Annotated in this window: 21 protein-coding genes; 2 read left to right on the top strand and 19 right to left on the bottom strand. The window is 64.8% G+C overall.

Going from position 1 to position 26048, the window contains the following annotated elements:
* Positions 1-2: 2 nt before the first annotated feature.
* Positions 3-923 (top strand): ketopantoate reductase family protein, encoded by a 921-nt coding sequence (locus tag ACZ415_RS09950; RefSeq protein WP_344701363.1) that lies wholly within the window; start codon positions 3-5, stop codon positions 921-923.
* Positions 924-962: 39 nt separating this feature from the next.
* Here ACZ415_RS09950 and ACZ415_RS09945 read toward each other — a convergent pair whose 3' ends face one another.
* The 17 genes from ACZ415_RS09945 to rpoE form a co-directional block, all read right to left on the bottom strand.
* On the bottom strand, positions 963-2114 hold the full coding sequence (locus tag ACZ415_RS09945; RefSeq protein ID WP_344701365.1) for an enoyl-CoA hydratase/isomerase family protein: 1152 nt from the start codon (positions 2112-2114) through the stop codon (positions 963-965).
* Positions 2115-2166: 52 nt separating this feature from the next.
* Positions 2167-4815: a phosphoenolpyruvate carboxylase gene (gene ppc / locus ACZ415_RS09940; RefSeq protein WP_344701367.1), complete on the bottom strand. Its 2649-nt coding sequence runs from the start codon at positions 4813-4815 to the stop codon at positions 2167-2169.
* A gap of 52 nt (positions 4816-4867) precedes the next feature.
* Positions 4868-5680: a nucleoside triphosphate pyrophosphohydrolase gene (gene mazG, locus ACZ415_RS09935; protein ID WP_344701369.1), complete on the bottom strand. Its 813-nt coding sequence runs from the start codon at positions 5678-5680 to the stop codon at positions 4868-4870.
* A gap of 3 nt (positions 5681-5683) precedes the next feature.
* Positions 5684-7948 carry a GTP diphosphokinase gene (gene relA / locus ACZ415_RS09930; protein ID WP_344701371.1) on the bottom strand — a complete coding sequence of 755 codons (2265 nt, stop codon included), beginning with the start codon at positions 7946-7948 and terminating at the stop codon, positions 5684-5686.
* A gap of 5 nt (positions 7949-7953) precedes the next feature.
* Positions 7954-9396 carry a TRAM domain-containing protein gene (locus tag ACZ415_RS09925; protein ID WP_344701373.1) on the bottom strand — a complete coding sequence of 481 codons (1443 nt, stop codon included), beginning with the start codon at positions 9394-9396 and terminating at the stop codon, positions 7954-7956.
* Complete coding sequence (gene cysM, locus ACZ415_RS09920; RefSeq protein ID WP_344701375.1) at positions 9397-10293, bottom strand: cysteine synthase CysM; 897 nt, start codon at positions 10291-10293, stop codon at positions 9397-9399.
* 80 nt (positions 10294-10373) lie between these two features.
* Positions 10374-10751 carry a holo-ACP synthase gene (gene acpS, locus ACZ415_RS09915; RefSeq protein ID WP_344701377.1) on the bottom strand — a complete coding sequence of 126 codons (378 nt, stop codon included), beginning with the start codon at positions 10749-10751 and terminating at the stop codon, positions 10374-10376.
* A 3-nt stretch (positions 10752-10754) separates the two neighbouring features.
* Entirely contained in the window at positions 10755-11555 is an 801-nt protein-coding gene (gene pdxJ / locus ACZ415_RS09910; RefSeq protein ID WP_344701379.1) for a pyridoxine 5'-phosphate synthase, read from the bottom strand.
* 33 nt (positions 11556-11588) lie between these two features.
* Entirely contained in the window at positions 11589-12293 is a 705-nt protein-coding gene (gene recO / locus ACZ415_RS09905; protein WP_344701409.1) for a DNA repair protein RecO, read from the bottom strand.
* A gap of 19 nt (positions 12294-12312) precedes the next feature.
* Positions 12313-13212, bottom strand: coding sequence for a GTPase Era (gene era / locus ACZ415_RS09900; RefSeq protein WP_344701381.1), 900 nt, complete (start codon positions 13210-13212; stop codon positions 12313-12315).
* Positions 13209-13901 carry a ribonuclease III gene (gene rnc / locus ACZ415_RS09895; RefSeq protein WP_344701383.1) on the bottom strand — a complete coding sequence of 231 codons (693 nt, stop codon included), beginning with the start codon at positions 13899-13901 and terminating at the stop codon, positions 13209-13211. Before rnc ends, era begins: the two co-directional genes overlap by 4 nt.
* 93 nt (positions 13902-13994) lie before the next feature.
* Positions 13995-14798, bottom strand: a complete 804-nt coding sequence (lepB, locus tag ACZ415_RS09890) for a signal peptidase I (RefSeq protein WP_344701385.1) — start codon at positions 14796-14798, stop codon at positions 13995-13997.
* A gap of 10 nt (positions 14799-14808) precedes the next feature.
* A complete protein-coding gene (gene lepA, locus ACZ415_RS09885) occupies positions 14809-16626 on the bottom strand; it encodes a translation elongation factor 4 (protein WP_344701387.1) in 1818 nt (605 codons plus the stop codon).
* Positions 16627-16799: 173 nt separating this feature from the next.
* On the bottom strand, positions 16800-18218 hold the full coding sequence (locus tag ACZ415_RS09880) for a DegQ family serine endoprotease (protein WP_344701389.1): 1419 nt from the start codon (positions 18216-18218) through the stop codon (positions 16800-16802).
* Between the two features lie 121 nt (positions 18219-18339).
* Complete coding sequence (locus tag ACZ415_RS09875) at positions 18340-19380, bottom strand: MucB/RseB C-terminal domain-containing protein (protein ID WP_344701391.1); 1041 nt, start codon at positions 19378-19380, stop codon at positions 18340-18342.
* 6 nt (positions 19381-19386) lie between these two features.
* Positions 19387-20115 (bottom strand): sigma-E factor negative regulatory protein, encoded by a 729-nt coding sequence (locus ACZ415_RS09870; protein WP_344701393.1) that lies wholly within the window; start codon positions 20113-20115, stop codon positions 19387-19389.
* A gap of 177 nt (positions 20116-20292) precedes the next feature.
* Positions 20293-20892, bottom strand: coding sequence for an RNA polymerase sigma factor RpoE (gene rpoE, locus ACZ415_RS09865; RefSeq protein WP_344701395.1), 600 nt, complete (start codon positions 20890-20892; stop codon positions 20293-20295).
* Between the two features lie 511 nt (positions 20893-21403).
* Here rpoE and ACZ415_RS09860 point away from each other — a divergent pair.
* Entirely contained in the window at positions 21404-22480 is a 1077-nt protein-coding gene (locus ACZ415_RS09860) for a 3-deoxy-7-phosphoheptulonate synthase (protein ID WP_344701397.1), read from the top strand.
* A gap of 63 nt (positions 22481-22543) precedes the next feature.
* Here ACZ415_RS09860 and dinG read toward each other — a convergent pair whose 3' ends face one another.
* Together dinG and ACZ415_RS09850 are read right to left on the bottom strand one after the other, a co-directional pair.
* Positions 22544-24670, bottom strand: coding sequence for an ATP-dependent DNA helicase DinG (gene dinG, locus ACZ415_RS09855; protein WP_344701399.1), 2127 nt, complete (start codon positions 24668-24670; stop codon positions 22544-22546).
* A 5-nt stretch (positions 24671-24675) separates the two neighbouring features.
* Positions 24676-25950, bottom strand: a complete 1275-nt coding sequence (locus ACZ415_RS09850) for a DEAD/DEAH box helicase (RefSeq protein WP_464387725.1) — start codon at positions 25948-25950, stop codon at positions 24676-24678.
* Positions 25951-26048: the final 98 nt, after the last annotated feature.

Here is a 26048-nt window from a genome sequence, read left to right as displayed (position 1 = left end):
ACATGAAGCTCGACGCGCGCGCCTCTCATATCGTAGTTGGCCCCGGCGCACTGGGGCGCACGCTGGCGCACGCGCTGGCCGATCGATGCGCGGTCACGCTGCTCGCCCGCCGCCCTTTTCCCACCCGGCAAACGCTGATCACCCCTGAAGGCGAAAGCATCACGCGCGTGCTGCCTGTTCTCCGGCCTGAAGAGCTGGCCGGGCGTGACGCCCCGGCGTTTTGTCATCTGACCACGAAAGCCTTTGTCGCCGAGCGCGCAGCGGCGGCCCTGCTCGGCACCGTCCCCGGCACGCCGCTGGTGCTTTGGCAAAACGGCTTTGGCGTACAGCCGCGTCTGACCGCGCGCTGGCCCGGGCCTGTGCTTTGCGCCTCGACAACCGAGGGCGCCTACGTCATCGACGATGCCACCGCGGTGCACGCCGGGCGCGGCGAGAGTGTGATCGGCCATTTGCACGGCCGCTATACCGGCCTTGCCCGCACGCTGGCCGCTACGTTGCAAAACGCCGGGCTGAAGGCAGCGGCGGTGGACGATATCGCCACCCGGCTGTGGCACAAGCTGGCGGTAAACGCCGCGATCAACCCGCTGGCAGCGCTTTACGAAGTGCCCAACGGCGCGCTTGCCGAGCCGCGCTTTGACGCCGAACTGGCCGCTGTCGTCGAAGAAATCGCGCCGATTCTAGCCGCCAACGGCATCGCCCCGCCGAGCGGGCAGGGGGCGAGCGGGTGGCGACAGCGCGTGATGCAGGTCATTCAGGCCACCGCCAACAATCGCGCCTCAATGCTGCAGGACATCGACGCCGGGCGGCCCACCGAACGCAAGGCCATTCTGGCCCCGCTGATCGAGCGCGCCGAGCACCACCACCTGCCCTGCGCTACGCTTTGCAGCCTCCATGCTCGGCTGGCGGCAAAAGAGGCCCGCTAGCCAAGCGTCAACGCCGAGCCGCGCTATATCAAAACGCGGCTATACCAGATCAGCCAGCGGATTCTCGGCGAACGGATCCACCAGCATGCCTTCCACAAACGCAGGCTCCACCTCACTTAGGCGGGCATAGCGAAACTGCGGATTGCGGTCTTTATCCACCAGCAGCGCGCGCACCCCTTCGGCGAGATCACCCTGACGGCAGCACTGCACGGAAAGCGCCAGCTCCGCGCGCAGCACCTGAGCCAGCGACATATAGCGCGTGCGCTCAAGCTGGGCGGCGATCAGCTTGATCGACAGCGGACTGCCTTCGGCCAGGGTCTGGCGGGCCCGAACAAGCCAGGCGTCATCGCTGGTGTCGTCAACAATCGCGGCGACCTGCTGCTCTACGGTGTCGTGGTCCATCAGCGTGCGGACATGCCCTGCCTGCGCTACCGCCGGCATCGGCATGGCGTCGAAAAGACCGGCGCGGCCGGCCTCGCGCTCCAGCCCGCGCAGCACGCCGTTAACCACGCCGTGGGCGTCCAGCGCCCGGGTCGCCGTGCGCCATTCGGCCTCCATCAGCCGCTGAATCATGGTATCGCGCGTATCGCTTGCCAGCATCCGGTCGGCAAATCCCAGCCGGCAGGCGTCACAGGCATTGAGCCGGCTGCCGGTCAAGGCCAGAAAGCGGCCCATGCTGCGCGGCAGGTGGTTGAGAAACCAGCTGGCGGCAACGTCGGGGTAAAGGCCGATGGTGACCTCGGGCATGGCAAGCGTTGATGTCTCGGTCACCACGCGGTGGCTGCCGCCGCTCAAAAGCCCCATGCCGCCGCCCATGACGATGCCGCTGCCCCAGACGATCACCGGCTTGGCATAGGTGTGCAGGGCGTAGTCAAGACGGTACTCCCGGGCGAAATAGCGCTCGGCAAAGTCCGGGGCCTGATGCAGCGCCGCGGCCGATAGTTCTTCCGGCGCGGTAATCGCCCGGTACAGTGCGACCACGTCGGCGCCTGCGCAAAAGGCCTTTTCGCCGGCGCCGCAGAGCACCACGGCCACCAGGTCCGGATCGTCTTGCCAGGCCGCAAGGCGGGCCAGCATCGCCTCGATCATGTCAAGCGTCAACGCGTTGAGCGTGCGCTCGGCGTCCAGCCGAATCTCGCCGACGCTGTGGCCGTCCAGGGTGGGATGCTCAATAAACAAAACGTCGTTCATGGTGCTTTTGCCTCCTTGAAACCGATGACTCATGGTGTCGGCTCAGCCGCGCCTAGCCGGTATTACGCAAGCCGGCGGAAATGCCCGCCATGGTCACCATCAGCGCCCGGGAGAGATCGGCGCTGATCGCCCCGTCAGCGTCGCGGTTGCGCTGCAAAAGTTCGGCCTGAAGCCCGTGCAGCGGGTCGATATAAGGGTTGCGCACGGAGATGGCCTGGCAGATCAGCGGCGTTTTTTCCAGCAGCTGGTCCTGCTCTAAAAGCGTCAATACGCTTTTTTCCAGGCGTTCGAAGCGCTCGCGCAGCCTGTGCCCCAGCGCCTTGAGCGCCGGCTCGTCCACCAGGCGGTGCTCGTAATAGGCGGCAATGCCCACGTCGGCCTTGGCCAGCAGCATTTCCAGCATATCGAGATAGGTGCCGAAAAACGGCCAGCGATCGCGCATTTCCTTGAGCACCGCAAGCCCGCCGGGCTCTTCCAGACGTCCGCTGAAGGCCTGCTCGCTGCCCAGCCAAGCAGGCAGCATCAGCCGCGTCTGGGTCCAGGCAAAGATCCACGGAATGGCCCGCAGGGTTTCCACGCCGCCGTCCTGGCGGCGCTTGGTGGGCCGCGAGCCCAGCGGCAGCCGGCCAAGCACGCTCTCCGGCGTTACCGCGCGGAAATACGGCACAAAATCCGGGTCGTCGCGCACCACGTCAACGTAGATCTGGTGAGACACCTCAGCCAGCCGATCCATTTCTTCGCGCCAATGCGCCTTGGGCGCCGGCGGCGGCAGCAGGGTCGCTTCCAGCACCGCACAGGCGTAGATTTCCATGGAGCGCAGGGCGATATCCGGCTGGCCGAACTTAAAGCGGATCATTTCGCCCTGCTCGGTGACGCGTAAACTGCCGTCTACCGAGCCCGGCGGCTGGGAGAGAATCGCGGCGTGAGCCGGGCCGCCGCCGCGGCCCACCGCACCGCCGCGGCCGTGAAACAGCGTCAGCGCCACCTCGTGGCGATGGCACACATCCACCAGCGCTTCCTGGGCGCGATACTGCGCCCAGGCGGCGGCCAGCTGGCCGGCATCCTTGGCCGAATCCGAATAGCCGATCATCACTTCCTGATGGCCGGGCATCCGCGCGCGATACTCCGGCAGCGCCAGCAACCGGTCCATGACGTCGCCGGCACGGTCCAGGTCGTTGAGCGTTTCAAACAGCGGCGCGATGGGCATTGTCGTTTGGCCGCCCACTTCCTGTAGCAAAAGTGCGACGGTCAGCACATCCGACGGGGCCGAGGCCATGGAAATCACATAGCTGCCCAGCGCCTCGGGATGCTCGCCGGCCACCACGCGAAAGGTTTCCAGCACTTCTCGGGTTTCCGCCGAGCACTGCCAGCGCAGCGGAATCAGCGGCCGGCTGGACTTGAGCTCGTCGAGCAAAAAGGCCTGGCGCTCGTCTTCGCTCCAGTCCTGATAGCGGCCAAGGCCCAGCTCGTCGGTGATTTCTTCCAGCACCTGGGCATGGCGGCTGGCGTCCTGGCGCAGGTCAAGCTTGGTCAGCGTGACGCCGAACACCGCCACCCGGCGCAGGGTGTCCAGCAAGGCACCGTTGGCGATGGCGTCCAGCCCGGAATCGCACAGCGAGCGGTAGCACGACAGCAGCGGCGCGTAGAGCTGGTCCCGGGTGCTGATAATCGGCCCGCCGTCGAAGCTGCGGCCGGACAGTCCGGCCTCGGCCCAGTCTCGGGTGGCCTGCATGCGCGTAATAATGCGTTTGAGCAGCTCACGGTACGGCTCGGCCACCTCGCCCACTTCGGCTTTCAGGGCGCTGTTGGCCTTCCACATGGACAGCTCGTTTTTCAACTGCTCCAGGTCGCGCAGGTACAGATCAGCGGCCATCCAGCGGCCCAGCAGCAGCACCTCCCGGGTGACGCTGGCGGTGACGTTGGGATTGCCGTCGCGGTCGCCGCCCATCCAGGAGGCGTAGCGAATGGGCGCGGCGTCCAGCGGCAGGCGCTCGCCGGCGGTATGCAGCAGCAGGTTGTCCAGATCGCGGTGAAAATCCGGCACGGCCTGCCACAAAGAATTCTCGATGACCGCAAAGCCCCACTTGGCCTCGTCGACCGGGGTTGGGCGCTCGTGGCGAATCTCGTCGGTGTGCCAGGCCTGGCTGATCAGCTCATCGAGCCGGCCGCGGGCTCGGGTGGCGCGCTCTGCGCTGTCGTCTGCGCCCTCGATGGCGGCCAGGCAGTCGTCAACGGCGTCGTATTTCTGGATCAGGGTGCGGCGAATGATCTCTGTGGGGTGGGCGGTAAGCACCAGCTCCACGCGCATGTCGGCCAGGGTCTTGACCAGCTCTCGGGGCGAGCGGCCCGATGCCTGAGCGCGCGCCAGCAGCTCATCCAGGGAAGGCTGTGTGCCGGGCTTGTAATCTTCCACGTAGCGAAACCGCGCGCGGTAGTGCTGCTCGGCAATGTTGGAAAGGTTGAGAAACTGGTTGAACGCCCGGGTAACGGGCAGCAGGTCCTCATCGGGTAGATTGCGCAGATAGTCGATCAGCTCGCGCTGTTCGAGGGTATCCTGGCGGCGGCCCTGCTTGGCCAGAGAACGAATGGTTTCGATTTTGTCAACAAAGCCCTGCCCCAGATCGTCGGCAATGGTGTGCCCAAGGCTATCCCCCAGAATACGGACGTTGTCGCGCAGGGATTCGTGCAGGTCGTGACTCATGGTATGGCCTCCTGACAGGGGCGCGACCGGCGAAGCGGTGCGCGAATAAAGGTCATCGGCGCGGCGGCGCTTGCGTATCGGCCGACGCCTGCGGCATGTGCTGTCCGCGGTCTTTCAGGCGCGGCTCAACGTGGCGAAAGCGGCTTTCAAACCGGGTATTGGCGGCGCGCAGGGCCTGTTCCGGGTCAACCTTGAGCCGGCGGGCAAGGCCGGTGGCGGCAAACAGCAGCTCGCCTATTGCTTCTCCGGCTCGTTCCCCGGCCCGGTCGCTATCGGCGGCCAGCGCGTTTTCCACGTCGTCCAGCGCCGCGCGCAGGCCGGCCAGCACCTCGCGAGTATCGGCACAGTCCCATCCGGCGTTGGCCGCTCGCTTGCCCAGCTTGGCGGCGCGGGAAAGCGCCGGCAGGGCGCGCGGTACGTCGTCCAGCGCTGACACCGGCGCCTGGGCGCGCAGCTCGCGTTCGCTGGCTTTCAGCGCCTCCCAGCTCTGCTTGACGTCGCGCTGCTCCAGCGCTTTTGGGGCTACACCCGGCGGGCGGCGTGACGCCAGCGTGCCGTCGGGAAACACGTGCGGATGGCGGTTGAGCATCTTGGCCGTCAGCGTGTGTACTACGTCGGCGAAGTCAAAGCGGCCTTCTTCTTCACCAAAGCGGGCGTAATACACCACCTGAAACAGCAGATCGCCGAGCTCGGCGGGCAGCTCGTCGAAGGCGCGCCGCTCGATGGCGTCGGCGACTTCATAGGCCTCTTCCAGCGTGTGCGGCACTATGCTGTCCCAGTGCTGGCGGAGATCCCACGGGCAGCCCTGTTGCGGGTCGCGCAGTACCGCCATCAGCGTTAGCAGGTCATCAACAGTGTAGCGCATCCGCTAAGCTCTCCTGGCGGTGGCGTTTGGCGTGGCGTTGCGCAGCCGGCGCACTTCAATGACGTTTTGCAGCTGCTGGATGCGCGAAAAGAGCCGTCCAAGGGTTTCCAGCCCGTCCACTTCCAGGGTGATGCGCAGCCGAGCGGTGCTGTCGTCGGTATCGGTGTTGACCGCCAGCACGTTGACCTTTTCCTGGCCCAGCAAATGGGTCACATCGCGCAGCAGCCCGGAACGGTCCCAGGCCTGGATCTCGACGGTAACCGGGTAGCGGGTCTGTTCACGCTCGCCCCATTCGGCCTCGATAATGCGCTGGGGCTCTTCGGCGCGCAGCTGCAAAAGATTGCGACAGTCCTGGCGGTGAACGGTCACCCCGCGCCCCTGGGTGATAAAGCCGGCAATGGGCTCGCCGGGCACCGGGCGGCAGCAGTTGGCCATGGCGGTTTTCAGATTGCCTACGCCCAGCACGGTAATATCGCTTTTGGCGCTGCGGCTGGACTGGCGCCGAGGTTTGGCCAACAGCCGGTTGAGCTTTTCCTCATCGTCGTTTTCCCCGAACAGCTGCTGGGCCTGGTTGAGCACCTGGCCGATGCGCAGATCGCCGGCGCCCAGCGCGGCATACATATCCTCGGGGCTTACATAGTTAACGGCTGCGGCAAGCCGGGGCAGGTCCAGCCCTTCCACGGCCAGGCGCTGCATTTCGCGCTCGAACAGCGCGCGACCGTCTTCCAGGTTCTTGTCCCGCGCCTGATGTTTAAACCAGGCCTGAATCTTGGCCCGGGCTCTGGAGGTGCGCACGTAGCCCAGGCTGGGGTTGAGCCAGTCGCGGCTGGGCCCGCCCTTGCTTGCGGTAAGAATTTCCACCTGCTGGCCGGTCTTGAGCGTATAGGTCAGCGGCACGATACGCCCGTCCACCTTGGCACCCCGGCAGCGGTGGCCGACCTCGGTGTGCACGCGGTAGGCAAAATCAATGGGCGTGGAGACACAAGGCAGATCAATGACGTGCCCTTCCGGGGTAAAAACGTAGATGCGGTCAGGCGCAATATCGCTTGCCAAACCTTCGCGCAGATCGCCAAAACTGCCCACTTCGTCCTGCCATTCAAGCACGTGGCGCAGCCAGGCAATCTTTTCTTCGTAGCCGCGGCTTTTTCCCTGGGTATCGTGGCCCTTGTAGCGCCAGTGGGCACAAACGCCAAGCTCGGCTTCATCGTGCATGGCAAAGGTGCGGATCTGGATTTCCAGCACCTTGTTTTCAGGTCCCAGCACCGCGGTATGCAGCGACTGGTAGCCGTTTTGCTTGGGGTTGGCGATATAGTCGTCAAACTCGTCGGGAACGTGGTGCCAGCGCGAATGGACAATGCCCAGCACGGTATAGCAATCGGCCACCTCGGGCACCAGAATGCGCACCGCGCGAACGTCGTTGACCTGGGAAAAATCGATGCCCTTGCGCTTCATTTTGCGCCAGATGGAATAGATATGCTTGGCCCGGCCGCTGACGTCGTAGTCGCCGATGCCCTGAGCTTCCATCAGGCGTTTCAGCGTTTCCACCACGTCGCGGATATAGCGCGTACGATCCAGGCGCTTTTCCGCCAGCTGGCAGGCAATGGCCTTGTACTCGCTTTCATGCTGGTAGCGAAACGCCAGGTCCTCAAGCTCCCATTTGATCTGACCGATGCCCAGCCGGTGGGCGAGCGGGGCGTAAATATCCGCCACCTCGTTGGCGACTTCCAGCGACTTTTCCCGCGGCGCATCGCGCACCTGGCGCAGCGCGCAGGTGCGCTCGGCGATCTTGATCAGCGCCACGCGCACGTCGTCGACCATGTTGACCAGCATTCTGCGCAGATTTTCCTGCTGATTGTGCTGGCTTGGCCCCTGGTGGAGGGCAAGCGGGTCGCTGATGGCCGCCATTTGCAGTACGCCGTCAATCAGCCGCGCTACTTCGGCGCCGAAGCGCTTGACCACGGCCTGCGACGTCAGCTGCTTCTCCCGCACGGCGCGGTACAGCACCGCCGCTTCCAGCGCCGGCTGGTCAAGTTTCAGCTCGCCGAGAATGTCTGCCATTTCCAGCCCCATGCGAAAGCTTGAGCCCGGCGGCAGCCAGCCGGGGCGCACATCGGGCGCTTGCTGGTCGCAGCGCCGGGCAAGCTCGCAGGCTTCGCGCAGGCGCTCGGGGTCGGCCAGGCAAACGTCATCCTGCACACGCGTAAGCCATCGGGCGATATCTACCTGACCGTCTGGCGTCAGCGGCTGATCTTCACGCACTTTGACCATGGGGTTCACTCATCCTGAAGCAGTAGCAGCGTTTCCATGTGAGCAGTGTGCACAAACATGTCGGCGACGGCCACTCGTTGCAGGCGATAGCCGCCGGCCACGAGCTGCGCGGCGTCGCGGGCAAGCGTTGCCGGATCACAGGAAACATAGGCAATCCGTGCCGGGCGCCGGGGCGCGGCGGCCAGCGCCCGGCAGGCGGTCTCGGCACCAGCCCGGGGCGGGTCGAGAATCAGTGCCTCGGGGGCGGCCGTTTCCAGCAGCGCCTCCACGGCGCCGGCCGCGTTAAGGTCGGCCTGAACGGCGTGCACGTCAAGGCCGTTGCGGCGTGCGTTGTCGGCCAGGCGCTCAACCATGGCCGGGTGGCCTTCGACCGCGGTAACGTCGGCGCCGGCGGCCGCTGCGGGCAGCGTAAAGTTGCCGATGCCGGCAAACAGATCCAGCAGCCGCTCGCCGTTCGCCGGGGTCAGCCAGGCCATTACGCGGGCCACCATCTGCGCGTTGACGGCAGCGTTGGCCTGGAGAAAATCCCCCGGCGCCACGCCCAGCGTCAGCGGTGCGCTGCCGGGCAATGCCAGCGTTTCCGCCAGCGCCGGCGGCGCGCTCAGCCAGTCAAGCCGCGGCGTATCCCGACCTTGCAGCAGGCCCAGCGCCACGCCGCCCGAGGGCTCTGCCGCCAGCCGCTCGGCGAAGGCCTGCCAGCGCGCGGTATCACCGGCGTGGGGCTTGAGCTGGCGCACCGTGACCGCGCAGCCGCCGTCGGTGGCCACCAGCTCGACGTGGCCAACGTGGCGCGGTGCGTCGAGCGTGTGTATCACCTCGCGCAGCGGGGCCAGCAGCGCGGCAAGTTCGGGCACCAGCACGTGGCAGCGTTCGATATCCACCAGCCGCTGGCTGCCCGCGGCGCGAAAGCCCACCAAAACGCGCCCCTGGCCGTCGACGTTGACGCCCAGCCGCGCCCGGCGGCGGTAGTCCTCTGCCGGCGTGGCAAGCAGGGCGATGTCGTCGGGAAGTTCAAGGCCCTGGCGGGCCAGCAGTTCACGCACTGCCGCTATTTTATGCATGCGCTGGGCGGCAAGCGTCATATGCTGCAAATCGCAGCCGCCGCAGCGGCCAAAATACGCGCAGGGCGGGGTTTGGCGCAGCGGCGAGTCGCTCAGACGCTGCCTGACGTGCGCCTCGTCAAAGCGCTTGCGAGTGCGGTGCACCGCGATTTCAACCGGCTCGCCGGGCAGCGCGCGCTCAACAAACACGGTCTTGCCCGAAGGCAAGCGCGCCACCCCGCGCCCGTCGTGGGCCAGCCGTTCCACGGTGATCCGCTGCGCCGCCGCGTCGTCCTGCGCGTTCGGCGTTTGCCGGTCGCGCGAGTGCGTCGCGTCGTGCGGCGCCCGCGAAAGCCCCGAAACGCCGGATGCCCGGCGCGGCGGGCGCTTTTTGCCCAGCATGGCCATCTATACCTCCGGGGCGTAAAGGCCGGTGGACAGGTAGCGATCGCCGCGGTCGCAGACGATAAACACAATCACCGCGTTTTCCACCTGCTCGGCGATGCGCAGCGCCCCGGCAAGGCTTCCGCCGGACGATACCCCGGCCAGAATGCCCTCTTCCCGGGCCAGCCGGCGCATGTGCTCTTCGGCTTCGGCCTGGCCGATATCCAGCGTGGTATCCACCCGTGAAGCGTCGAAAATCGACGGCAGATAGGCCTCGGGCCAGCGGCGAATACCGGCAATGCTGGCGCCGTCTTCAGGCTGCAGGCCGATAATTTCCACGTCCGGATTTTGCTCTTTGAGGTAGCGCGACACGCCCATGATGGTGCCGGTGGTGCCCATGGAACTGACAAAGTGCGTCACCGTCCCGCCGGTTTGTTGCCAGACTTCCGCACCGGTGGTCCGATAGTGGGAAAGCGCGTTATCCGGGTTGGCGAACTGATCGAGCGGCTTGCCCTCGCCTCGGGCGATCATCGCATTGGCGATGTCTCGGGCCTGTTCCATGCCGCCCTCTTTGCTGGCCTCGATCAGCGTCGCGCCGTAGGCCGCCATGGCGTGCTTGCGCTCCTGGGAGGCGTTTTCCGGCATGATCAGCACCATGCGATAGCCCATGATCGCCGCCGCCATGGCCAGCGCAATGCCGGTGTTGCCCGAAGTGGCTTCGATCAGGGTATCGCCGGGGGCAATATCGCCGCGCCGCTGGGCTTCGGCCAGCATCATCATGGCCGGACGATCCTTGACCGAGCCTGCCGGATTGTTCCCTTCAAGCTTGGCCAGCAGGGTGTTATTGCGCCCGGCGTTGATGCGCGTCAGACGCACCAGCGGGGTGTTGCCAACGGTATCTTCCAGGGTGGGGTAGTCCATGGTGCGCTCCTTGTTGTCGCCGTTGTGCGGCTGCGTTTTACGATAGTGTATCGCGGCGGATACAGACGAAACAGGCGCGGCTAGCGCTCCAGCACAACGAAGGCCAGGGCGTAGTCGGCCTCGTCGCTTAGCGTAATGTGGCTATGCTGCACGCCGGCCGCTTGCGCCAGCGCCGCGGCCCGGCCGCCCAGGGCCAGCGTCGGCTTGCCCTGGGCATCGTTGAGCACCTGAATATCGCGCCATTCCATGCCGTGGCGAAAACCGGTGCCCAGCGCTTTGACAAAAGCTTCCTTGCCGGCAAAACGCTTGGCCAGAAACGCCGCCGGGTGGGCGTGACGCTGAAACAAGGCCTGCTCGTCGGTGCCCAGCAGACGGTGCGCGAAGCGCTCGCCGTGGCGCACCCGCGCCGCCTCGAAGCGCGCCACCCGGGCAATATCCGAGCCGATGCCGATGATCACGGCTCAGTGCCCGCCGCTGTGCTCATGGTGGTGGTCGTGCGCGTCCAGCGCGGCCATAAGCCCGGCTTCCTGGCCGGCAATGATCAAATGCTTCATCTCGCGGACCGCTTCGGAAAGCCCGACAAACAGCGCCCGGGCGATAATCGCATGGCCGATATTGAGCTCGTTGAGGCCGGGCAGCGCCGCTGCGGCCTCGGCGTTATGATAGTGCAAACCGTGGCCGGCGTTGACGATAAGCCCCTGCTCGCTTGCGTGCACGGCGGCGGCAGTGAGGCGCTGGTATTCGGCGTTGGCGGCAACGCTGCCCGGTGCGGCCTCGGCAAAGCCGCCGGTGTGCAGCTCAACGGTGGCGGCACCGGCGGCCACGGCGGCGTCAATCTGGGCGATATCCGGGTCGATGAACAAGGAAACGTCGCACCCGGCCCGGGCCAGGCGCGCGCAGGCCGCCGCACAGGCGTCAAAGCCGCCGGCCACGTCAAGCCCGCCTTCGGTGGTCAGCTCTTCGCGCTTTTCCGGCACCAGGCAGACGTTCGCCGGTTTGACCTCTTCGGCCAGCGCCAGCATTTCTTCGGTCATCGCCATTTCCAGGTTCATCCGCGTGTTGAGCACCTGGGCTATCAAGCGCACGTCCCGGGGCTGAATATGGCGGCGGTCTTCGCGCGGGTGGACGGTAATGCCGTCGGCGCCGGCCTGCTCGGCGAGCAGCGCGGCCTGTACCGGATCGGGATAGCGCGTGCCGCGCGCCTGGCGCAGAGTCGCGATGTGGTCAATGTTGACCCCTAACAGAATACGCGGGGGATGCATAAAACCTCCAATAAACGGGCGAGACGCCGCACCCTAGCCGGTAGCGCGGGCACGGCGGCGGTGAATCAGATCCTGCATCAGACGGCGCGAACGCAGCTCAGCGTGGCCCAGATGCGGGGCCAGCGCCTGGCGCATCAGCGCTTTTAGCGCGCCGGCAACCCCCGGCTGGTGCCACCCGCCCTGCGCCAGATAGCGCAGCACGCGCCCTTCGATGCCTTCAGTTGCGGGCATGAAACCGCCGCTTGCCGGGTCAAAGCGATAGCGCGTCTGCCCGTCCAGCGCCGCGCCGTTCGAGGTGGCGAAACGCGGCGTGGCACCCAGCGCTTCGAGCAGCGACCATTCATAGCGGCGCAGCGCCAGCATGCGCTCGGCCGGGCGCGGCAGCGCCTTTAGCAGTGCGGTGTAAAACGCAAAGACATCGGCGGCCGGCATCTCCGGGGCCAGCAGCCGGGTGGCCAGCTCGTTGGCGTAAAGCCCGCATAGAAGCCCTTCGCCGGCCAAAAGCGCCACCGGCCCGCGGGTTTCCATGAGCTTCAAGCGTTTGAGCTCACGCTCGCCTTGCCAGGTCACAAACAGCGGCGCAAACGGCTGCAGGCGCTGGCGTGATTTGGCCCCGGGGCGCTGCACGCCCCGAGCCACGGCGCGTATGCGGCCGCGATTGAGGGTTAAAAGCTCGACCAGCGCGCTGGTTTCGCGGTAGGCACGGCGGTGCAGCAGAAAGGCGGGCTCGGGGGACATCGGCCGGGGCACGGACGCCTCAGTCCAGGTGGTAGCCAAGGCTTTTGAGCGCGCGGCTGTCGTCGGACCAGCCGCGTTTGACCTTGACCCAGAGATTGAGCATTACCTTGCCGTCCAGCACGCGCTCGATATCCAGCCGGGCTTCGCGGCCGATGCTTTTGATCCGCTCGCCGCGATCGCCGATCAGGATGACTTTCTGCCCCTGGCGCTCCACCAGAATCAGCGCGCTGATGTGGGTAACATGGCCTGCCTCGCGGAACTCTTCGATCTCCACGGTTATCTGGTACGGCAGCTCATCGCCGAGCTGGCGCATGATTTTTTCCCGCACCAGCTCGGCGGCCATAAAGCGCAGGCTCTTGTCGGTGATCTGATCGTCAGGGAAATAGTGCACGCTTTCGGGCAGGTGCGACATGACTTCGTTTTCCAGCGCGTCTACCTGGGTGCCGTGCTTGGCGGAAATCGGTATCACCGCGGCAAACTCGCGCCTTGCCCCCACGGATTCCAGCCAGGGCAACAGCTCGCGCTTGTCCTTGAGGCGGTCGACCTTGTTGACCGCTACAATCACCGGCGCGGTGACGTTTTCCAGACGCTTGAGCACGGTCTGGTCTTCTTCGCTCCAGCGGGTGCGATCAATGATGAACACCACGCAGTCAACGTCGCGCAGGGCCTGGCTTGCCGCCTGGTTCATAAAGCGGTTGATGGCCTTGTTGCGATCCTTGGCCATGATGTGCATGCCGGGCGTGTCAACGTACACGCACTGCGCCTCGCCCTGGGTTTTGATGCCCATGACCTGATGGCGCGTTGTCTGGGGCCGGCGCGAGGTAATCGACACCTTTTGCCCCAGAATACGGTTCATCAGCGTCGATTTGCCGACGTTGGGGCGCCCAACGATCGCCACGAATCCACAGGTTTGGCTCATGCGTTGTCTCCCGGCCGTTTTTCCAGATAGCCAAGGGCGTGGCTCGCCGCCTGCTGCTCGGCGTGCCGGCGGCTGGCGCCCTTGCCCACGGTATGCTGCTCAAGCAGCTCAACGTGACATTCAACGGTAAAGGTCTGGGCGTGGGCCTCGCCGTTGACCGACACTACATCGTAGTACGGCAGCGCGGCCTGGCGCGACTGCAGAAATTCCTGCAGCCGGGTTTTCGGGTCTTTCTGGGTATCCTGCAGCGAAATCTTTTCCAGCCGCTCGCTGAACCAGGCGCGAATACGCTCGCTGACCGCGGCCATGCCGGCATCCAGATAGATCGCACCGATCACCGCTTCCACAGCGTCGGCAAGGATCGAGTCGCGCCGGTGGCCGCCGCTTTTCATTTCTCCCGAACCCAGGCGCAAACATTCGCCAAAGCGCATCTCCCGGGCCAGTTCGGCCAGGGTCTGCCCCTTTACCAGTCGCGCCCGCAGCCGGGAAAGCTGGCCTTCTCGGGCCTGGGGGAAGCGCTCAAAAAGCGCCTGGGCGATCACGAAGTTGACGATCGAGTCGCCCAGAAACTCCAGGCGCTCGTTGTTGCGGCCGCCGTAACTGCGATGCGTCATGGCAAGCTCCAGCAGCGTCGTATCGTTGAAATCATAGCCGATACGTTGGCTAAAAGCGTTCAGGGACTGACTCACAAGACTCCCACGTCATAGACGTTTCTACGTAAATGTTTATCGGCAGTGTTGTTCACCGCACTACCCGCAGTGCCTACGCCACGTTCGGCGCGGTCACTCAATAGACCTGACGCTGGTAAAGCTTGGCAGACCGCCGTCCCAGTGCATCCACACGGCAAAGGCGCGGCCGACGATATTGCCCTCCGGCACAAAGCCCCAGTAGCGGCTGTCGTTGGAGTGGTCGCGGTTGTCACCCATGACGAAATAGTGGCCCTCGGGCACCGTGACGCGGCGCATCTGCGGGCCCGGATCCAGCGGATTGTTATAGATGGCATGCGGGTCGTCCCTTAGCGTTTCGCTTAGCAAAAGCTGGCGCGGCGAGGCCTCGGGGCCTTTTTCCACCAGCGTTTTGGTCACCGCTTCGCCGTTGACGTAGAGCTGCTTGCCCTGATAGCGAACCTGATCGCCGGGCAGGCCTACCACGCGCTTGATGAAGTTGACCGACGGCTCCTGGGGGTAGCGAAACACCATGACGTCGCCGCGCTCGGGGTCGGCCACGTCGAGAAACTTGGTGTTGATCACCGGCAGACGCAGGCCATAGGCGTATTTGTTGACCAGGATAAAGTCTCCCACCTTGAGCGTGGGACGCATGGAGCCCGACGGAATCTGAAACGGCTCGATGATAAAGCTGCGCACCACCAGCACCACCAGCAGCACGGGAAAAAACGACCGCGCGTAGTCGATCGGCCAGGGCTCTTTTACGAGCTTTTCGCGCTCGGCGCTCCCCAGCTCGCCCCCGCTTGCCGCCTCGGCGCCGGCCAGCCGGGCACGGCGGCGCGGCCGCCAAACAAGCATATCCAACAGGCAGAGCAAACCGGACAGCGCCACGGCAATAACCAGCAGAAGTGAAAAGTTCATGGCGGATGTCCTAGTCGTCGTTGACCTTGAGCACGGCGAGGAAGGCATCCTGGGGAATTTCCACGCGCCCTACCTGTTTCATGCGCTTTTTGCCGGCTTTCTGCTTTTCCAGCAGCTTCTTTTTACGCGACATGTCGCCGCCGTAGCACTTGGCGGTGACGTTTTTGCGCAGCGCCTTGACCGTGGAGCGCGCCACCACCTGGCCGCCGATGGCCGCCTGAATCGCCACGTCAAACATCTGCCGGGGGATCAGCTCTTTCATCTTTTCCACCAGCGCACGGCCGCGCGGATGCGCATGGTCCCGGTGGATAATGATTGCCAGGGCGTCCACCTTGTCACCGTTGATCAGCACATCCAGGCGCACAAGCTTCGCTGCCTGGAAGCGCTCAAAGTTGTACTCCAGCGACGCATACCCCTTGGACAGCGACTTGAGCCGGTCGAAGAAGTCCATGACGACCTCGGACATGGGCAGCTCGTAGGTCAGCTGAATCTGGTTGCCCAAAAACAGCATGTCCAGCTGGGTGCCCCGGCGCTGCTCGCACTCGGCGATGACGTTACCCACGTATTCCTGAGGCACCAGAATACTGGCGCGCACGATGGGCTCGCGCATTTCCGCAATGTCGGCCATGTCGGGCAGCTTCGACGGATTGGACACATAGTGCACGTCGCCGTTTTCCATCATCAGCTCGTAGACCACCGTAGGTGCCGTGGTCAGCAGATCAAGGTCATACTCGCGCTCCAGGCGCTCCTGGACGATCTCCATGTGCAGCGTGCCGAGAAAGCCTACGCGAAAGCCAAAGCCCATGGCGTCCGAGTTTTCCGGCTCATAGGCCAGCGAGGCATCGTTGAGCGAGAGTTTTTCCAGCGCGTCGCGAAACCCCTCGTAGTCCTCGGCGCTGACCGGGAACATACCGGCATAGACCTGCGGCTTGACCTGCTGAAAACCCGGCAGCCGGGGCACATCGGGCGTTTTGCTGTGGGTGACGGTGTCCCCCACCGGCGCGCCCTGGATATCCTTGATACCGGCCACCAGAAAGCCCACTTCACCGGCGCGCAGCACGTCGGTTTGCTTGCGCAGCGGCGTAAAGATGCCCACTTCGGTGGACACCCAGTCGCCGCCGGTGGACGAAATACGCACCTTGTCGCCCTTGCGCAGCGTGCCGTCAAACAGGCGTACCAGCGAAACCACGCCCAGGTAGTTATCAAACCAGGAATCAATGATCAGCGCCTGCAGCGGCGCGTTGGGATCGCCCCGGGGCGGCGGCACGTCGCGTACCAAACGCTCAAGCAGCGCCTCGATACCCAGCCCGCTCTTGGCGGATACCTGGCAGGCATCGGTGGCGTCAATGCCGATAATTTCTTCGATTTCCTGGGATACGCTGTCCGGATCGGCCTGGGGCAGATCAATTTTGTTGAGCACTGCCAGCACTTCCAGGTTCTGCTCTACCGCCGTGTAGCAGTTGGCAACCGACTGCGCCTCGACCCCCTGGGCGGCATCCACTACCAGCAGCGCGCCTTCACAGGCATACAGCGAGCGCGATACCTCGTAGGAAAAATCCACGTGCCCCGGGGTATCGATAAAGTTGAGCTGGTAGATTTCGCCGTCGGCGGCGTGATAGTCCAGCGTGACCGACTGCGCCTTGATGGTGATACCGCGCTCGCGCTCGATATCCATGGAGTCCAGCACCTGTTCTTTCAGCTCGCGGTCGGTGAGCCCGCCGCACACCTGGATCAGCCGATCCGACAGCGTAGATTTGCCGTGGTCGATGTGCGCAATAATGGAAAAGTTGCGTATATTATTGATAATGCTTCGATTTTTATCTGTCATCAGGTGCCACAATCCGATTTATGTACACGCCCTCGGCGATTTTCAGCGCAGCGTGCGTAAATAATAGCGGCCATTGTACCGTTCCCGGGTGCGCCGTGCTATGGCAGGCCGGGACCGGCAAGCGCAATAAAAAGCCCGGCGCGACGGCCGGGCAAACAAGAGTGCAAGAGCGCTTATTCCAGGCGCAGCGCCACAAACAGCGAGCGCCCCTCACGGTAGAGCCGCACGGGGATGGCGCGATCGTCGGGCAGCGCGGCCACCTGCTCGCCAAGCGCGGCAGGCGACGACACGCTTTGATGATCAATGCTGACCAGCACGTCTCCCGGACGAATCCCCGCGCGGGCGGCGACGCTGCCCGGCTTGACGTCGCGCACCTTGACGCCGCCGTCGATGTTGAGACGCTCGCGCAGCTCGGCGTCCAGCGCGCTGACCTCAACGCCCAGACGCGTCTGGCCGGCGGTTTCGCCTGCCTGAGAGCGCACGCCCCGGCGGGCGTTTTCAGGCCAGCTGCCAAGCGTAATACGCTCGGTCAGAGTACGACCGTCGCGCAAAAGCGACAGCTCCACCGTCTCGTCCGGTGCCAGCCGGCCGATCAGCCGCGGCAGCGCACTGGAGCGATCCACGTCTTTGCCGTTCACTTCCAAAATGATATCGCCGGCCTCAAGGCCGCCGCGGGCCGCCGGACCGTCGGGGGGCAAATCGGCCACCAGCGCACCGGCGGGCTTGTCCATGCCGAAGGACTCGGCCAGATCCCGGGACACCGGCTGAATCATCACGCCAAGCCAGCCGCGGTCAACGCGGCCGGCGTCACGCAGCTGCTCGGCCACGTCCATGGCCACATTGATGGGAATGGCAAACGAAAGCCCCATAAAGCCGCCGCTGCGGGTAAAAATCTGCGAGTTGATGCCAATCACCTCGCCGTCCAGATTGAACAGCGGCCCGCCCGAGTTCCCCGGGTTAATCGCCACGTCCGTCTGGATAAACGGCACGTAGGCGTCCCGCGGCAGGGTCCGGTTTGTCGCGCTGATGATGCCCGACGTTACCGAATGGTCAAAGCCGAAAGGCGAGCCGATAGCCGCCACCCAGGCCCCGACTTGCACTTCGTCAGAGTCGCCCAGTTCCAGGGTAGGCAGGTCATCGGCGTCGACGCGCAGCAGCGCGATGTCGGTCTTGGGGTCGCTCCCCACCACTTCTGCCTGCATTTCACGGCGGTCGTTGAAGCGCACCAGGATTTCATCGGCCTCCTTGACCACGTGGGCATTGGTCAGGATGTAGCCGTCCTCATCGATCACAAACCCGGAGCCCAGCGACTGGCGCTCCCGGCTGCGCCCGCCGTGCCCCGGCGGGGCCGGCAGCCGATCACCGAAAAAATGGCGGAATATATCCGGAATGTCCTGACCGCTAAACCCGCGCAGCGGCGAGCCATCCCGCGGCGCTACGGTGCGGCTGGTGGCAATGTTGACCACGCCCGGGGCGGCGTCCTTGACCAGCCGAGTGAAGTCCGGCAGCTCGCGCGCCTGGGCGGCGCTGCCAGCGGTTAACAGCAACAATAAGCAAAGCCACAGCGTGGCCGGAAGAGTCAAGCGCTTCATGCAAGAGCTCCTTGGGTGACGTATCAAAACGGGGCTGTCGGCCGCAGCCAACGGGTAATGGACAGGCAAAAACGGCCGGGGTTCCGAGCTGGCAGCGCCGGGAGGCTGCCAGTCACCCGGTTCAGGGGTTGCCGGCCGCATCGGGCGATGGGGCATCGCTACGCGTCACCGAGCGCGCTATGCGCCCCAGCAGCTCAGGCGGCACTTCGCCGATGGCGATCACCTGCCAGGGATGATCGCCGGCATGGCGTTCAACGGCGATGGCCGACGCGCCCAGCCGGTGTACGCCGGTTGCAAGCGTCGCAGCCGCCGGCGATTCAACGAACACGCTAACGGTGGCCAGCCCGTCGCTGTAGAGCCGGCTGGTGCGATTCGCCCGCGCATTCCGGAGGGTATTGGGCTGTTCGACCATCCCGCCGGGCAGCCAGCCGACCTGCCAGTTCGGCCCGGCCTTTTGCTCAGGCGGGGTGACGCTCACGTCGCGGGCATAGCGCGTGGGCGTTTGCAGCCGCGTGATCTGGAAGGTTTCCAGAATGACGTCGCTGTCGTCGCGCAGCACGTGCTTGAGCAGCAGTCCGGTTTGCTGGTCAAGCCACCACTGATGGCGATAGCGATTGCCGCTTTGCGGGGTAAACGTCAGCCGTACCGCCTCGCGGCCGGCGACGCGCTCGTCTCTGGCCAGGGCAATGTCGTACACCGAGGCTACGTGTTCGGCCCAGCGCCGGGGCATGGGCGCGGCGCTTTCGCTTTGCCCGGGCTGGGCACTTGGCCAGCCCCAGAGCCCGGCTCGGGCGTGGCGCTCAACGTTGACGGAAGGCCCGTCAAGGTGCTGGATCACCTGCTGGCGAACGCCGTCCTGAATGCGGTGGGACAGCGCCAGGGTGCGCACGTTGAGCGCATCGATCGCCACGGCTCGGGCCTGAAAGCGATAGCAGTGGCTTGCCTTGAGGCTTTCCGTCAGCCAGCCCACCGGCGTTTGTGGCGCCTCGCCGCCGAGCGTGCTGCACGCAAGCGTCGTTGCACCCGGGCCATTGCGATCGCTTGGCGAGGCGGCCGGCCCCTCGGGTGCGGCAAAAACGGACGCGGCCAGCAGCGCCAAGGCGCCGCCCCCCGCGGCGGAGAACAGTGCCGGTGCGAGTCGTTTGCAGGCAGTGCGACGCATCGGCGGTTAGCGCCCCAGCGCGTCGGTCATGGCAGAAGAGCGCGAAAGCGGCAGCCAGCTGTCGCTATTGCTGTAGGCCGCGCCGTGGGCGTGCTCTTGCAGATAGGACTGCAGCAGCTGAATCTGGGCGTCGCCTACCGGGGCGGCCGAACGGGATAGCGCCTGCCCTGCCGGCACGTTCATGCCGCCGTCGTTGACCGTCATCAAGCCCTGGCGGCGGCTTTCCTGTCTTAGCTGAAACGGCGTGGGTTCAAACATGGGAACGTTGTTGGCCGGCGCGGAGCTTGCCAAACTCGCCGGCTGCGGGCCGGCCGCAGCGCCGCCGGCCGGCGCATCCAGCGCAAGCTCCGGCACCTCAACACGCTCGCCGCCGCTGTTGGCGCTGAAGTACTGCACGCCGCTGATCACCATCAGCGACACCGCCGCGGCCACGCCGGCCCCGCGCATCAGCGAAAGTCCGGACGAGGCGCGGCCAGCCCGCTCGCCGGTGGCCGGGGCGGCACCGGCCGTCGGCGCCGGCTCAGCGGCCAGCCGGGCCATGATGCCGGCGGAGAGATCGGCGCTGACGTCAAGCCCGCGTTCGCGCTGCATCATGCTGCGCGCCAGATGATAGCGATGCCAGGTGTCGGCCGCGTCGGCTTCGTCAGGCAGCGTTTTCAATACCCGACGCAGTTCCAGTTCGTCGCTTTCGCCGTCCATTAATGCCGAAAGGGACTCTCGTGTGTTTTGACTCATGCTTCACACCCTCACACTGATTGGAAAAAGCCGACGCCAGTCCGGCCTTTACTGTGGCGTTACCGGCGCTTTTGGCGGCACTGGCCTGCCTGTATGACGCGGGCGAGCGAAAACAGTTCAGAAATCGGGGAAAAACGGTAACGCATTGTTGATCAGCGCCCTCCCCCGCTGGCGCCACTAGCCGTCGCGGCTGTTGCGTGCCGTGGCAATCAGCGGCCGGATGTGTTCGTCCACGGCTTCGCGGGCGCGAAAGATGCGCGAGCGCACGGTGCCCACCGGACACTGCATGATCTGGGCGATATCTTCATAGGCCAGGCCATCAAACTCGCGCAGGGTGATCGCCGTGCGCAGGTCTTCCGGCAGTTTTTCAATAGCGGCAAACACTGCCGCTTCCAGCTGGTCACGGGCGGTGGCCGCTTCGGGGGATTCATCGTCGGCCAGACGGCCGCTGTGGTCGACCACCTCGGCATCGACGATATCGACATCGCTTCCCGGCGGGCGGCGGCCCCGAGATACCAGATGGTTTTTGGCCGTGTTGATCGCAATGCGATACATCCAGGTATAAAAAGCGCTTTCGGCGCGAAAGCTGCCAAGCGCCCGATAGGCCTTGATAAAGGCCTCTTGGGCCACATCGTGCACTTCAGCGTGGTCGTGCACGTAGCGGCTGATCAAACCAATGATCTTGTGCTGATATTTTTTTACCAGCAGGTCAAACGCGCGGGTATCGCCGTTACGGGCACGCTCTACCAGCTGCTGATCTGTTTCCCGAGTGCCCATTCACACGCTCCTCACGCCCGCACAACCGGCGTGGCGACCTAGTGTTTCAAGCCCCCTGATATGGGTAGCCTTTACGGCAAAACGCATAGTGTCCCTTGGGCAATGGTCATTTCAATGTTCCCTTGTAGGCCTTAAATGTTCCCTTGTACGCCTTGATAGTATCGCTTGTACGCCTCGACAACAGCGCGGCCGGCTATCCAACGGCGACGTATACGCCCTTTGCAGCCGCCGGCACCGGCAAAGGCGGGCCAGTGTTGCGCGTTACACCGCGCGCATCAAGCACTTGCCGTACCGGCAAGCGCCGGCGCGCGCCGATCACCGCGAAACAATTGATTTTTACTGTCCCGGCAAGCGATAGTAGACGCATATCCCAAAACGCCGCGGCGTTTTTCACCGTTTTACTCACGGCTGTGTTCGCCGCTTTTTCACGGCTGTCTTCACTGCTTTTTCACCACGCTTTTGCCTCACGTCGTTAACCCCGTTTTTATACAGCGCATTCACAGGTAGCAACATGCCCGAACAACAGGTCAACAACCTCAACGTCCTCGCTCAGGATGTTCTCATCAACCCGGACGACCTCAAGCAAGCGGTTCCGCTGACCGACGAGGCCGAACGCACGGTCATCAGCGGTCGTCAAACCATTCAAAACATTCTGGACGGCCGCGATCCGCGCCTGCTGGTCGTGGTCGGCCCGTGTTCCATTCACGACGTTGACGCCGCCATCGATTACGCCAAACGCCTGCGCAAGCTGGCCGACCAGGTCAGCGACAGCCTGTATCTGGTCATGCGCGTCTACTTTGAAAAGCCGCGCACCACCGTGGGCTGGAAAGGCCTGATCAACGACCCGCACTTGAACGGCTCGTTTGAAATCGAAGAAGGCCTGCACAAAGCCCGCCGGCTGCTGGTGGAGCTTTCCGAAATCGGCCTGCCGCTGGCAACCGAGGCGCTGGACCCGATTTCGCCCCAGTACATCCAGGACTGCATCAGCTGGTCCGCCGTGGGCGCGCGCACCACCGAGTCCCAGACCCATCGCGAAATGGCCTCGGGCCTATCCGGGCCGGTAGGCTTTAAAAACGGCACCGACGGCAGCCTGGACGTGGCGATCAACGCGCTGAAGTCCGTCGCCAGCCCGCATAACTTTCTGGGCATCAACCACGAAGGCCGGGTGGCCATTATTCGCACCCGCGGCAACGCCTACGGCCATGTGGTGCTGCGCGGCGGCAACGGCAAGCCCAACTACGACAGCGTAAGCGTCGCCTTGGCCGAGCAGGAACTCGCCGGGGCGGGCTTGTCGGCCAACATCATGATCGACTGCTCGCATGCCAACTCCAACAAGGACGCGGGGCTGCAGCCGCTGGTGCTGGAAAACGTCACCAACCAGATTCTCGACGGCAACACTTCAATCATCGGGCTGATGGTGGAATCCAACATCGGCTGGGGCAATCAAAAGGTGCCCGAGGATATCAGCCGGCTGGAATACGGCGTGTCGATCACCGACGCCTGCATCGACTGGGACACCACCGTCGAATCCTTTGTCCGCATGAACGAGCAGCTGGCCGCTGCCCTGGCCAAACGCAGCGCCGCCTGATCGGCCCGGCGACCTCGCTTACGCCCCGGCACCTGCCGGGGCGTTTTGTTTCCGAGCGCCCGCTCAGGCCATCTCTCGGGTGAACGGCGGCAGCGAATCCAGCAGCGCACGGCCGTAGCGCCGCGTAAGCACCCGGCGGTCCAGCAGCGTAATGCGCCCGGTATCGCTTTCCTTGCGAATCAGCCGCCCGCAGGCCTGCACCAGCTTGATCGAGGCGTCCGGCACGCTGATGCGCATAAAAGGGTTGCCGCCCTGGCTTTCGATCCATTCGGCAAGCGTCGCCTCTACCGGGTCATCGGGCACGGCAAACGGCAGCCGGGTGATCACCACATGGGTGAGATAGTCGCCGGGCAGATCAATGCCTTCGGCAAAGCTTGCCAAACCGAAAATCATGCTGCCTTCGCCGCTGTCTACCGCGGCGCGGTGGCGCTTTAACAGCTCGGCCTTGGGCATGGCGTCCTGGGCCAAAAGGCGCTTTTCCACATCGCTCGGCAGCGCCTTGCGCACGGCGCGCAGCTGCGCGCGCGATGAAAACAGCACCAGCGTGGCCTCGTGCGCATCCAGCCGGCGAAGAAACGCGATGATCGCCTGCTCGTGGCCCTCACGATCGCCGGGATCGGCCGCCTCGGCGGGTACGCTGAGCACGGCGCTGGCGTAGTCAAAAGGGCTTGGCAGTGCCTGATAGCGATAGCGCTCGGCAAGACCCGCCCGCTCCTGGATGCGCTCAAAACGCCCCAGCGCGGTCAGCGTCGCCGATGTGATGACCGCGCCGTGGCAGCGCCCCCAGAGATTTTTCGCCAGCGTATGTGCCGCTGACACAGGGCTTGCGGAAAACTCGATTTCCGCCTCGCCGCCCGCGCGTGAAAGCGTCAGCCACCGCGCCTGGGGCGGTTTCCCCGCCGGGTCCTCGGCGGCAAACGCCTGCCACAGCCCGCAGGCTTCAAGCACTCGGCCGTGCAGCAGCGCCAAAAGCGGCCGCCAGGTTTCGGCCTGCTCACGCTCAAGGCCGGTCTGCTTGTCCGGGTCAAGGCTTTCCCGCAGGATCTCGCAGAGACGCTCCAGGGTGCGCGCAAGCTCGGCAAACATCGCCAGCAGCTGCTCGGCCTGCTCGCGCAGCGGCCCAGGCACAGCACCGTTGGCAAAGCGCTGCTGATGGCCGGTTTCACTATCACCCAGCCCACGGGGCCGCTCGGCCAGCTGATGGCCCAGGGTAAAGACGTCCTTTAACGCCGGCTCCACGGCCTGCAGGGTTTGCGGAAGCCCGGCCAAAAGCCGCGCGACGGCAGGCTCGGCACCCAGCGCCTGGTGGAGTTCAGTCAGGCTTGTGCGCAGGGTATTCAGCCAGCGCAGACAGCCGTGCACGGCAAAGCGATGGGCAAAGTGCGACAGCGCCTTGTCCGGCAGGTGATGGCCTTCGTCAAAGACGAAAATGCACTCTTCCGGGTCGGGCAGAATCGTCCCGCCGCCCAGCGCCAGATCGGCCAGCACCAGGTCATGGTTGGCAACGATCACGTCGGCGCTGTCCAGCTCCCGGCGGGAACGGAAAAACGCGCAGGCAGCAAAGTGCCCGCAGCGCCGGCCGGTACACTGGCGATGATCCACCGTCAGCCGCCGCCAGGCCGCATCGCTTACGGTCTCCGGCCAGCTGTCGCGATCGCCTTCCCAGTCGCCGCGGCCGTAGGCCTCGGCCATGTCGCCGGCCAGGCGAGTAACGTCGTCGCTTTTGGCGATCACATCCTGGTCGAACAGCGACTCGGTGGGGTTGGGCGCACTGTCGCCCATGGCCTCGTCCAGACGGGCCACGCAGACATAGCGCCCGCGCCCCTTGGCCAGCGCGTAGCGAAACCCCAGGCCGCTATGCGCGGCAAGGGACGGCAGGTCGTGCTGCAGCACCTGCTCCTGCAGCGCCACGGTCGCGGTCGACACCACCAGCCGCTTGCCCCGGGCCTTGGCCACCGGCAGCGCAGCCACCAGGTACGCCAGCGTCTTGCCGGTGCCGGTGCCGGCTTCAAGCACGCAGACGTGGGTGTCACTCTGGCGCTTGCCGGCCTCGTCAACGTCAATGCCGCCAAGCGTGCGGGCAATTTCGGCAATCATCAGCCGCTGGCCGTAGCGCGGCGTCAGCGAGAGCGCTTCCACCATACGCCGGTAGGCGGCCTGGATGTCTCCTTTGAGCGCGTCGTCGAGCATGGCGGCTAGCGCAGGCCTTCCGGCGGCGGCTCACACATCAGCGCATCGCCGGTGTAGCGTTCGATTTCCGGCAGCGCGAAGGCGTCTTCTTCGCCGACAAAGCTGATCGATACCCCCGGGGTACCGGCGCGTCCGGCACGCCCGATGCGGTGAACGTAGTCGGCGGGATCTTCCGGCAGGGTGTAGTTGATCACGTGGCTGACGTCGTCGATGTGAATGCCGCGCCCGGCCACGTCGGTTGCCACCAGCACCTGAAGCTTGCCTTCGCGAAACTGCTCAAGCGTCGCTCCCCGCTCGGCCTGGGGCACATCCCCTGAAAGCATTGCCGCGCTGATGCCGGCACGCGCAAGTTCGCCTTCCAGCTCGCGCACAAGATCCCGGCGGTTGACAAAGACAAGAACCCGCTCGCCGTTTTCCTGCTGTAAAAGCGTGATCAGCAAACGCGGTTTGTCGGCGTCTGCAACCCGATAGACGCGCTGGTCAACATCCGCCTGGCGGTCGGCGTTTGCGGTGATTTCTACCTTCGCCGGCGACCGGGCCCACTGCTCGGCAAACGCCGTAACGTCATCGCTTAGCGTCGCCGAAAACAGCCAGGTCTGGCGCTTATCGCGCGCCGGCGTCTGCGCCACGATGCGCTTGATATCGGGGCTAAAGCCCATGGAGAGCATGCGATCGACCTCATCGAGCACCAGCACCTCGGTCTGGGCCAGATCCAGCTCGCCTTTCTGCTGAAAATCCAGCAGGCGCCCGGGCGTGGCAACCAGCAAATCGACCTTTTTATCCAGCTGTTCGCACTGCTGCTGGTAGTCGATACCGCCCACCGCGCTGGCCACGTTTAGCTGGGTGTAGCGGGCAAGTCCCTGGGCATCCTTGGCGATCTGCAGGGCAAGCTCCCGGGTGGGCGCGACCACCAGCGCCCGAGGCGCGCGATGCTGCTGCCCGTCGGGGGCTTTTTCTTCCAGAAAATAGGCCAGAATCGAAATCAAAAAAGCCGTCGTCTTGCCCGTGCTGGTGGGGGCTTTGCCCAGCATATCGCCGCCCAGCAGCGTGTGGCGCAGCGTCTCCGCCTGGATCGGCGTGCAGTATTCAAAGCCGTGTGCCTGAATGGCACGCATCAAAGGCAGCGGCAGGTCAAAATCATGAAAGCGCCACTTGCCGGCAACGGCCGGTACCTTGAACTGGCGAAGATCCCAGCCCGACTGGCGACGGCGCGGCTTGCGACGGCGGCGCTTGGGTTTGCGCGCCGCGGCCTGCTGTGTGGTCTTTTCCGACTCGCTCATAGGCTTTCTATCTATCCGTTACGGTGGATGAGTGGCATCACAGGTGACGCGGTGTACCCGCCAAGGCGCGCACACCGGCGCCATAGTGTAACAGGGCT

The organism is Halomonas cibimaris (assembly GCF_055379665.1).
This window is presented reverse-complemented; position numbering and strand designations above follow the sequence as displayed.

Bases quoted from the DNA above. Each gene is read 5' to 3' on its own strand.
- ACZ415_RS09950 (WP_344701363.1), top strand. From the start codon at position 3: ATGAAGCTCGACGCGCGCGCCTCTCATATCGTAGTTGGCCCCGGCGCA.
- ACZ415_RS09945 (WP_344701365.1), bottom strand. From the start codon at position 2,114: ATGAACGACGTTTTGTTTATTGAGCATCCCACCCTGGACGGCCACAGC.
- ppc (WP_344701367.1), bottom strand. From the start codon at position 4,815: ATGAGTCACGACCTGCACGAATCCCTGCGCGACAACGTCCGTATTCTG.
- mazG (WP_344701369.1), bottom strand. From the start codon at position 5,680: ATGCGCTACACTGTTGATGACCTGCTAACGCTGATGGCGGTACTGCGC.
- relA (WP_344701371.1), bottom strand. From the start codon at position 7,948: ATGGTCAAAGTGCGTGAAGATCAGCCGCTGACGCCAGACGGTCAGGTA.
- ACZ415_RS09925 (WP_344701373.1), bottom strand. From the start codon at position 9,396: ATGGCCATGCTGGGCAAAAAGCGCCCGCCGCGCCGGGCATCCGGCGTT.
- cysM (WP_344701375.1), bottom strand. From the start codon at position 10,293: ATGGACTACCCCACCCTGGAAGATACCGTTGGCAACACCCCGCTGGTG.
- pdxJ (WP_344701379.1), bottom strand. From the start codon at position 11,555: ATGCATCCCCCGCGTATTCTGTTAGGGGTCAACATTGACCACATCGCG.
- recO (WP_344701409.1), bottom strand. From the start codon at position 12,293: ATGTCCCCCGAGCCCGCCTTTCTGCTGCACCGCCGTGCCTACCGCGAA.
- era (WP_344701381.1), bottom strand. From the start codon at position 13,212: ATGAGCCAAACCTGTGGATTCGTGGCGATCGTTGGGCGCCCCAACGTC.
- lepB (WP_344701385.1), bottom strand. From the start codon at position 14,798: ATGAACTTTTCACTTCTGCTGGTTATTGCCGTGGCGCTGTCCGGTTTG.
- lepA (WP_344701387.1), bottom strand. From the start codon at position 16,626: ATGACAGATAAAAATCGAAGCATTATCAATAATATACGCAACTTTTCC.
- ACZ415_RS09880 (WP_344701389.1), bottom strand. From the start codon at position 18,218: ATGAAGCGCTTGACTCTTCCGGCCACGCTGTGGCTTTGCTTATTGTTG.
- ACZ415_RS09875 (WP_344701391.1), bottom strand. From the start codon at position 19,380: ATGCGTCGCACTGCCTGCAAACGACTCGCACCGGCACTGTTCTCCGCC.
- ACZ415_RS09870 (WP_344701393.1), bottom strand. From the start codon at position 20,115: ATGAGTCAAAACACACGAGAGTCCCTTTCGGCATTAATGGACGGCGAA.
- rpoE (WP_344701395.1), bottom strand. From the start codon at position 20,892: ATGGGCACTCGGGAAACAGATCAGCAGCTGGTAGAGCGTGCCCGTAAC.
- ACZ415_RS09860 (WP_344701397.1), top strand. From the start codon at position 21,404: ATGCCCGAACAACAGGTCAACAACCTCAACGTCCTCGCTCAGGATGTT.
- dinG (WP_344701399.1), bottom strand. From the start codon at position 24,670: ATGCTCGACGACGCGCTCAAAGGAGACATCCAGGCCGCCTACCGGCGT.
- ACZ415_RS09850 (WP_464387725.1), bottom strand. From the start codon at position 25,950: ATGAGCGAGTCGGAAAAGACCACACAGCAGGCCGCGGCGCGCAAACCC.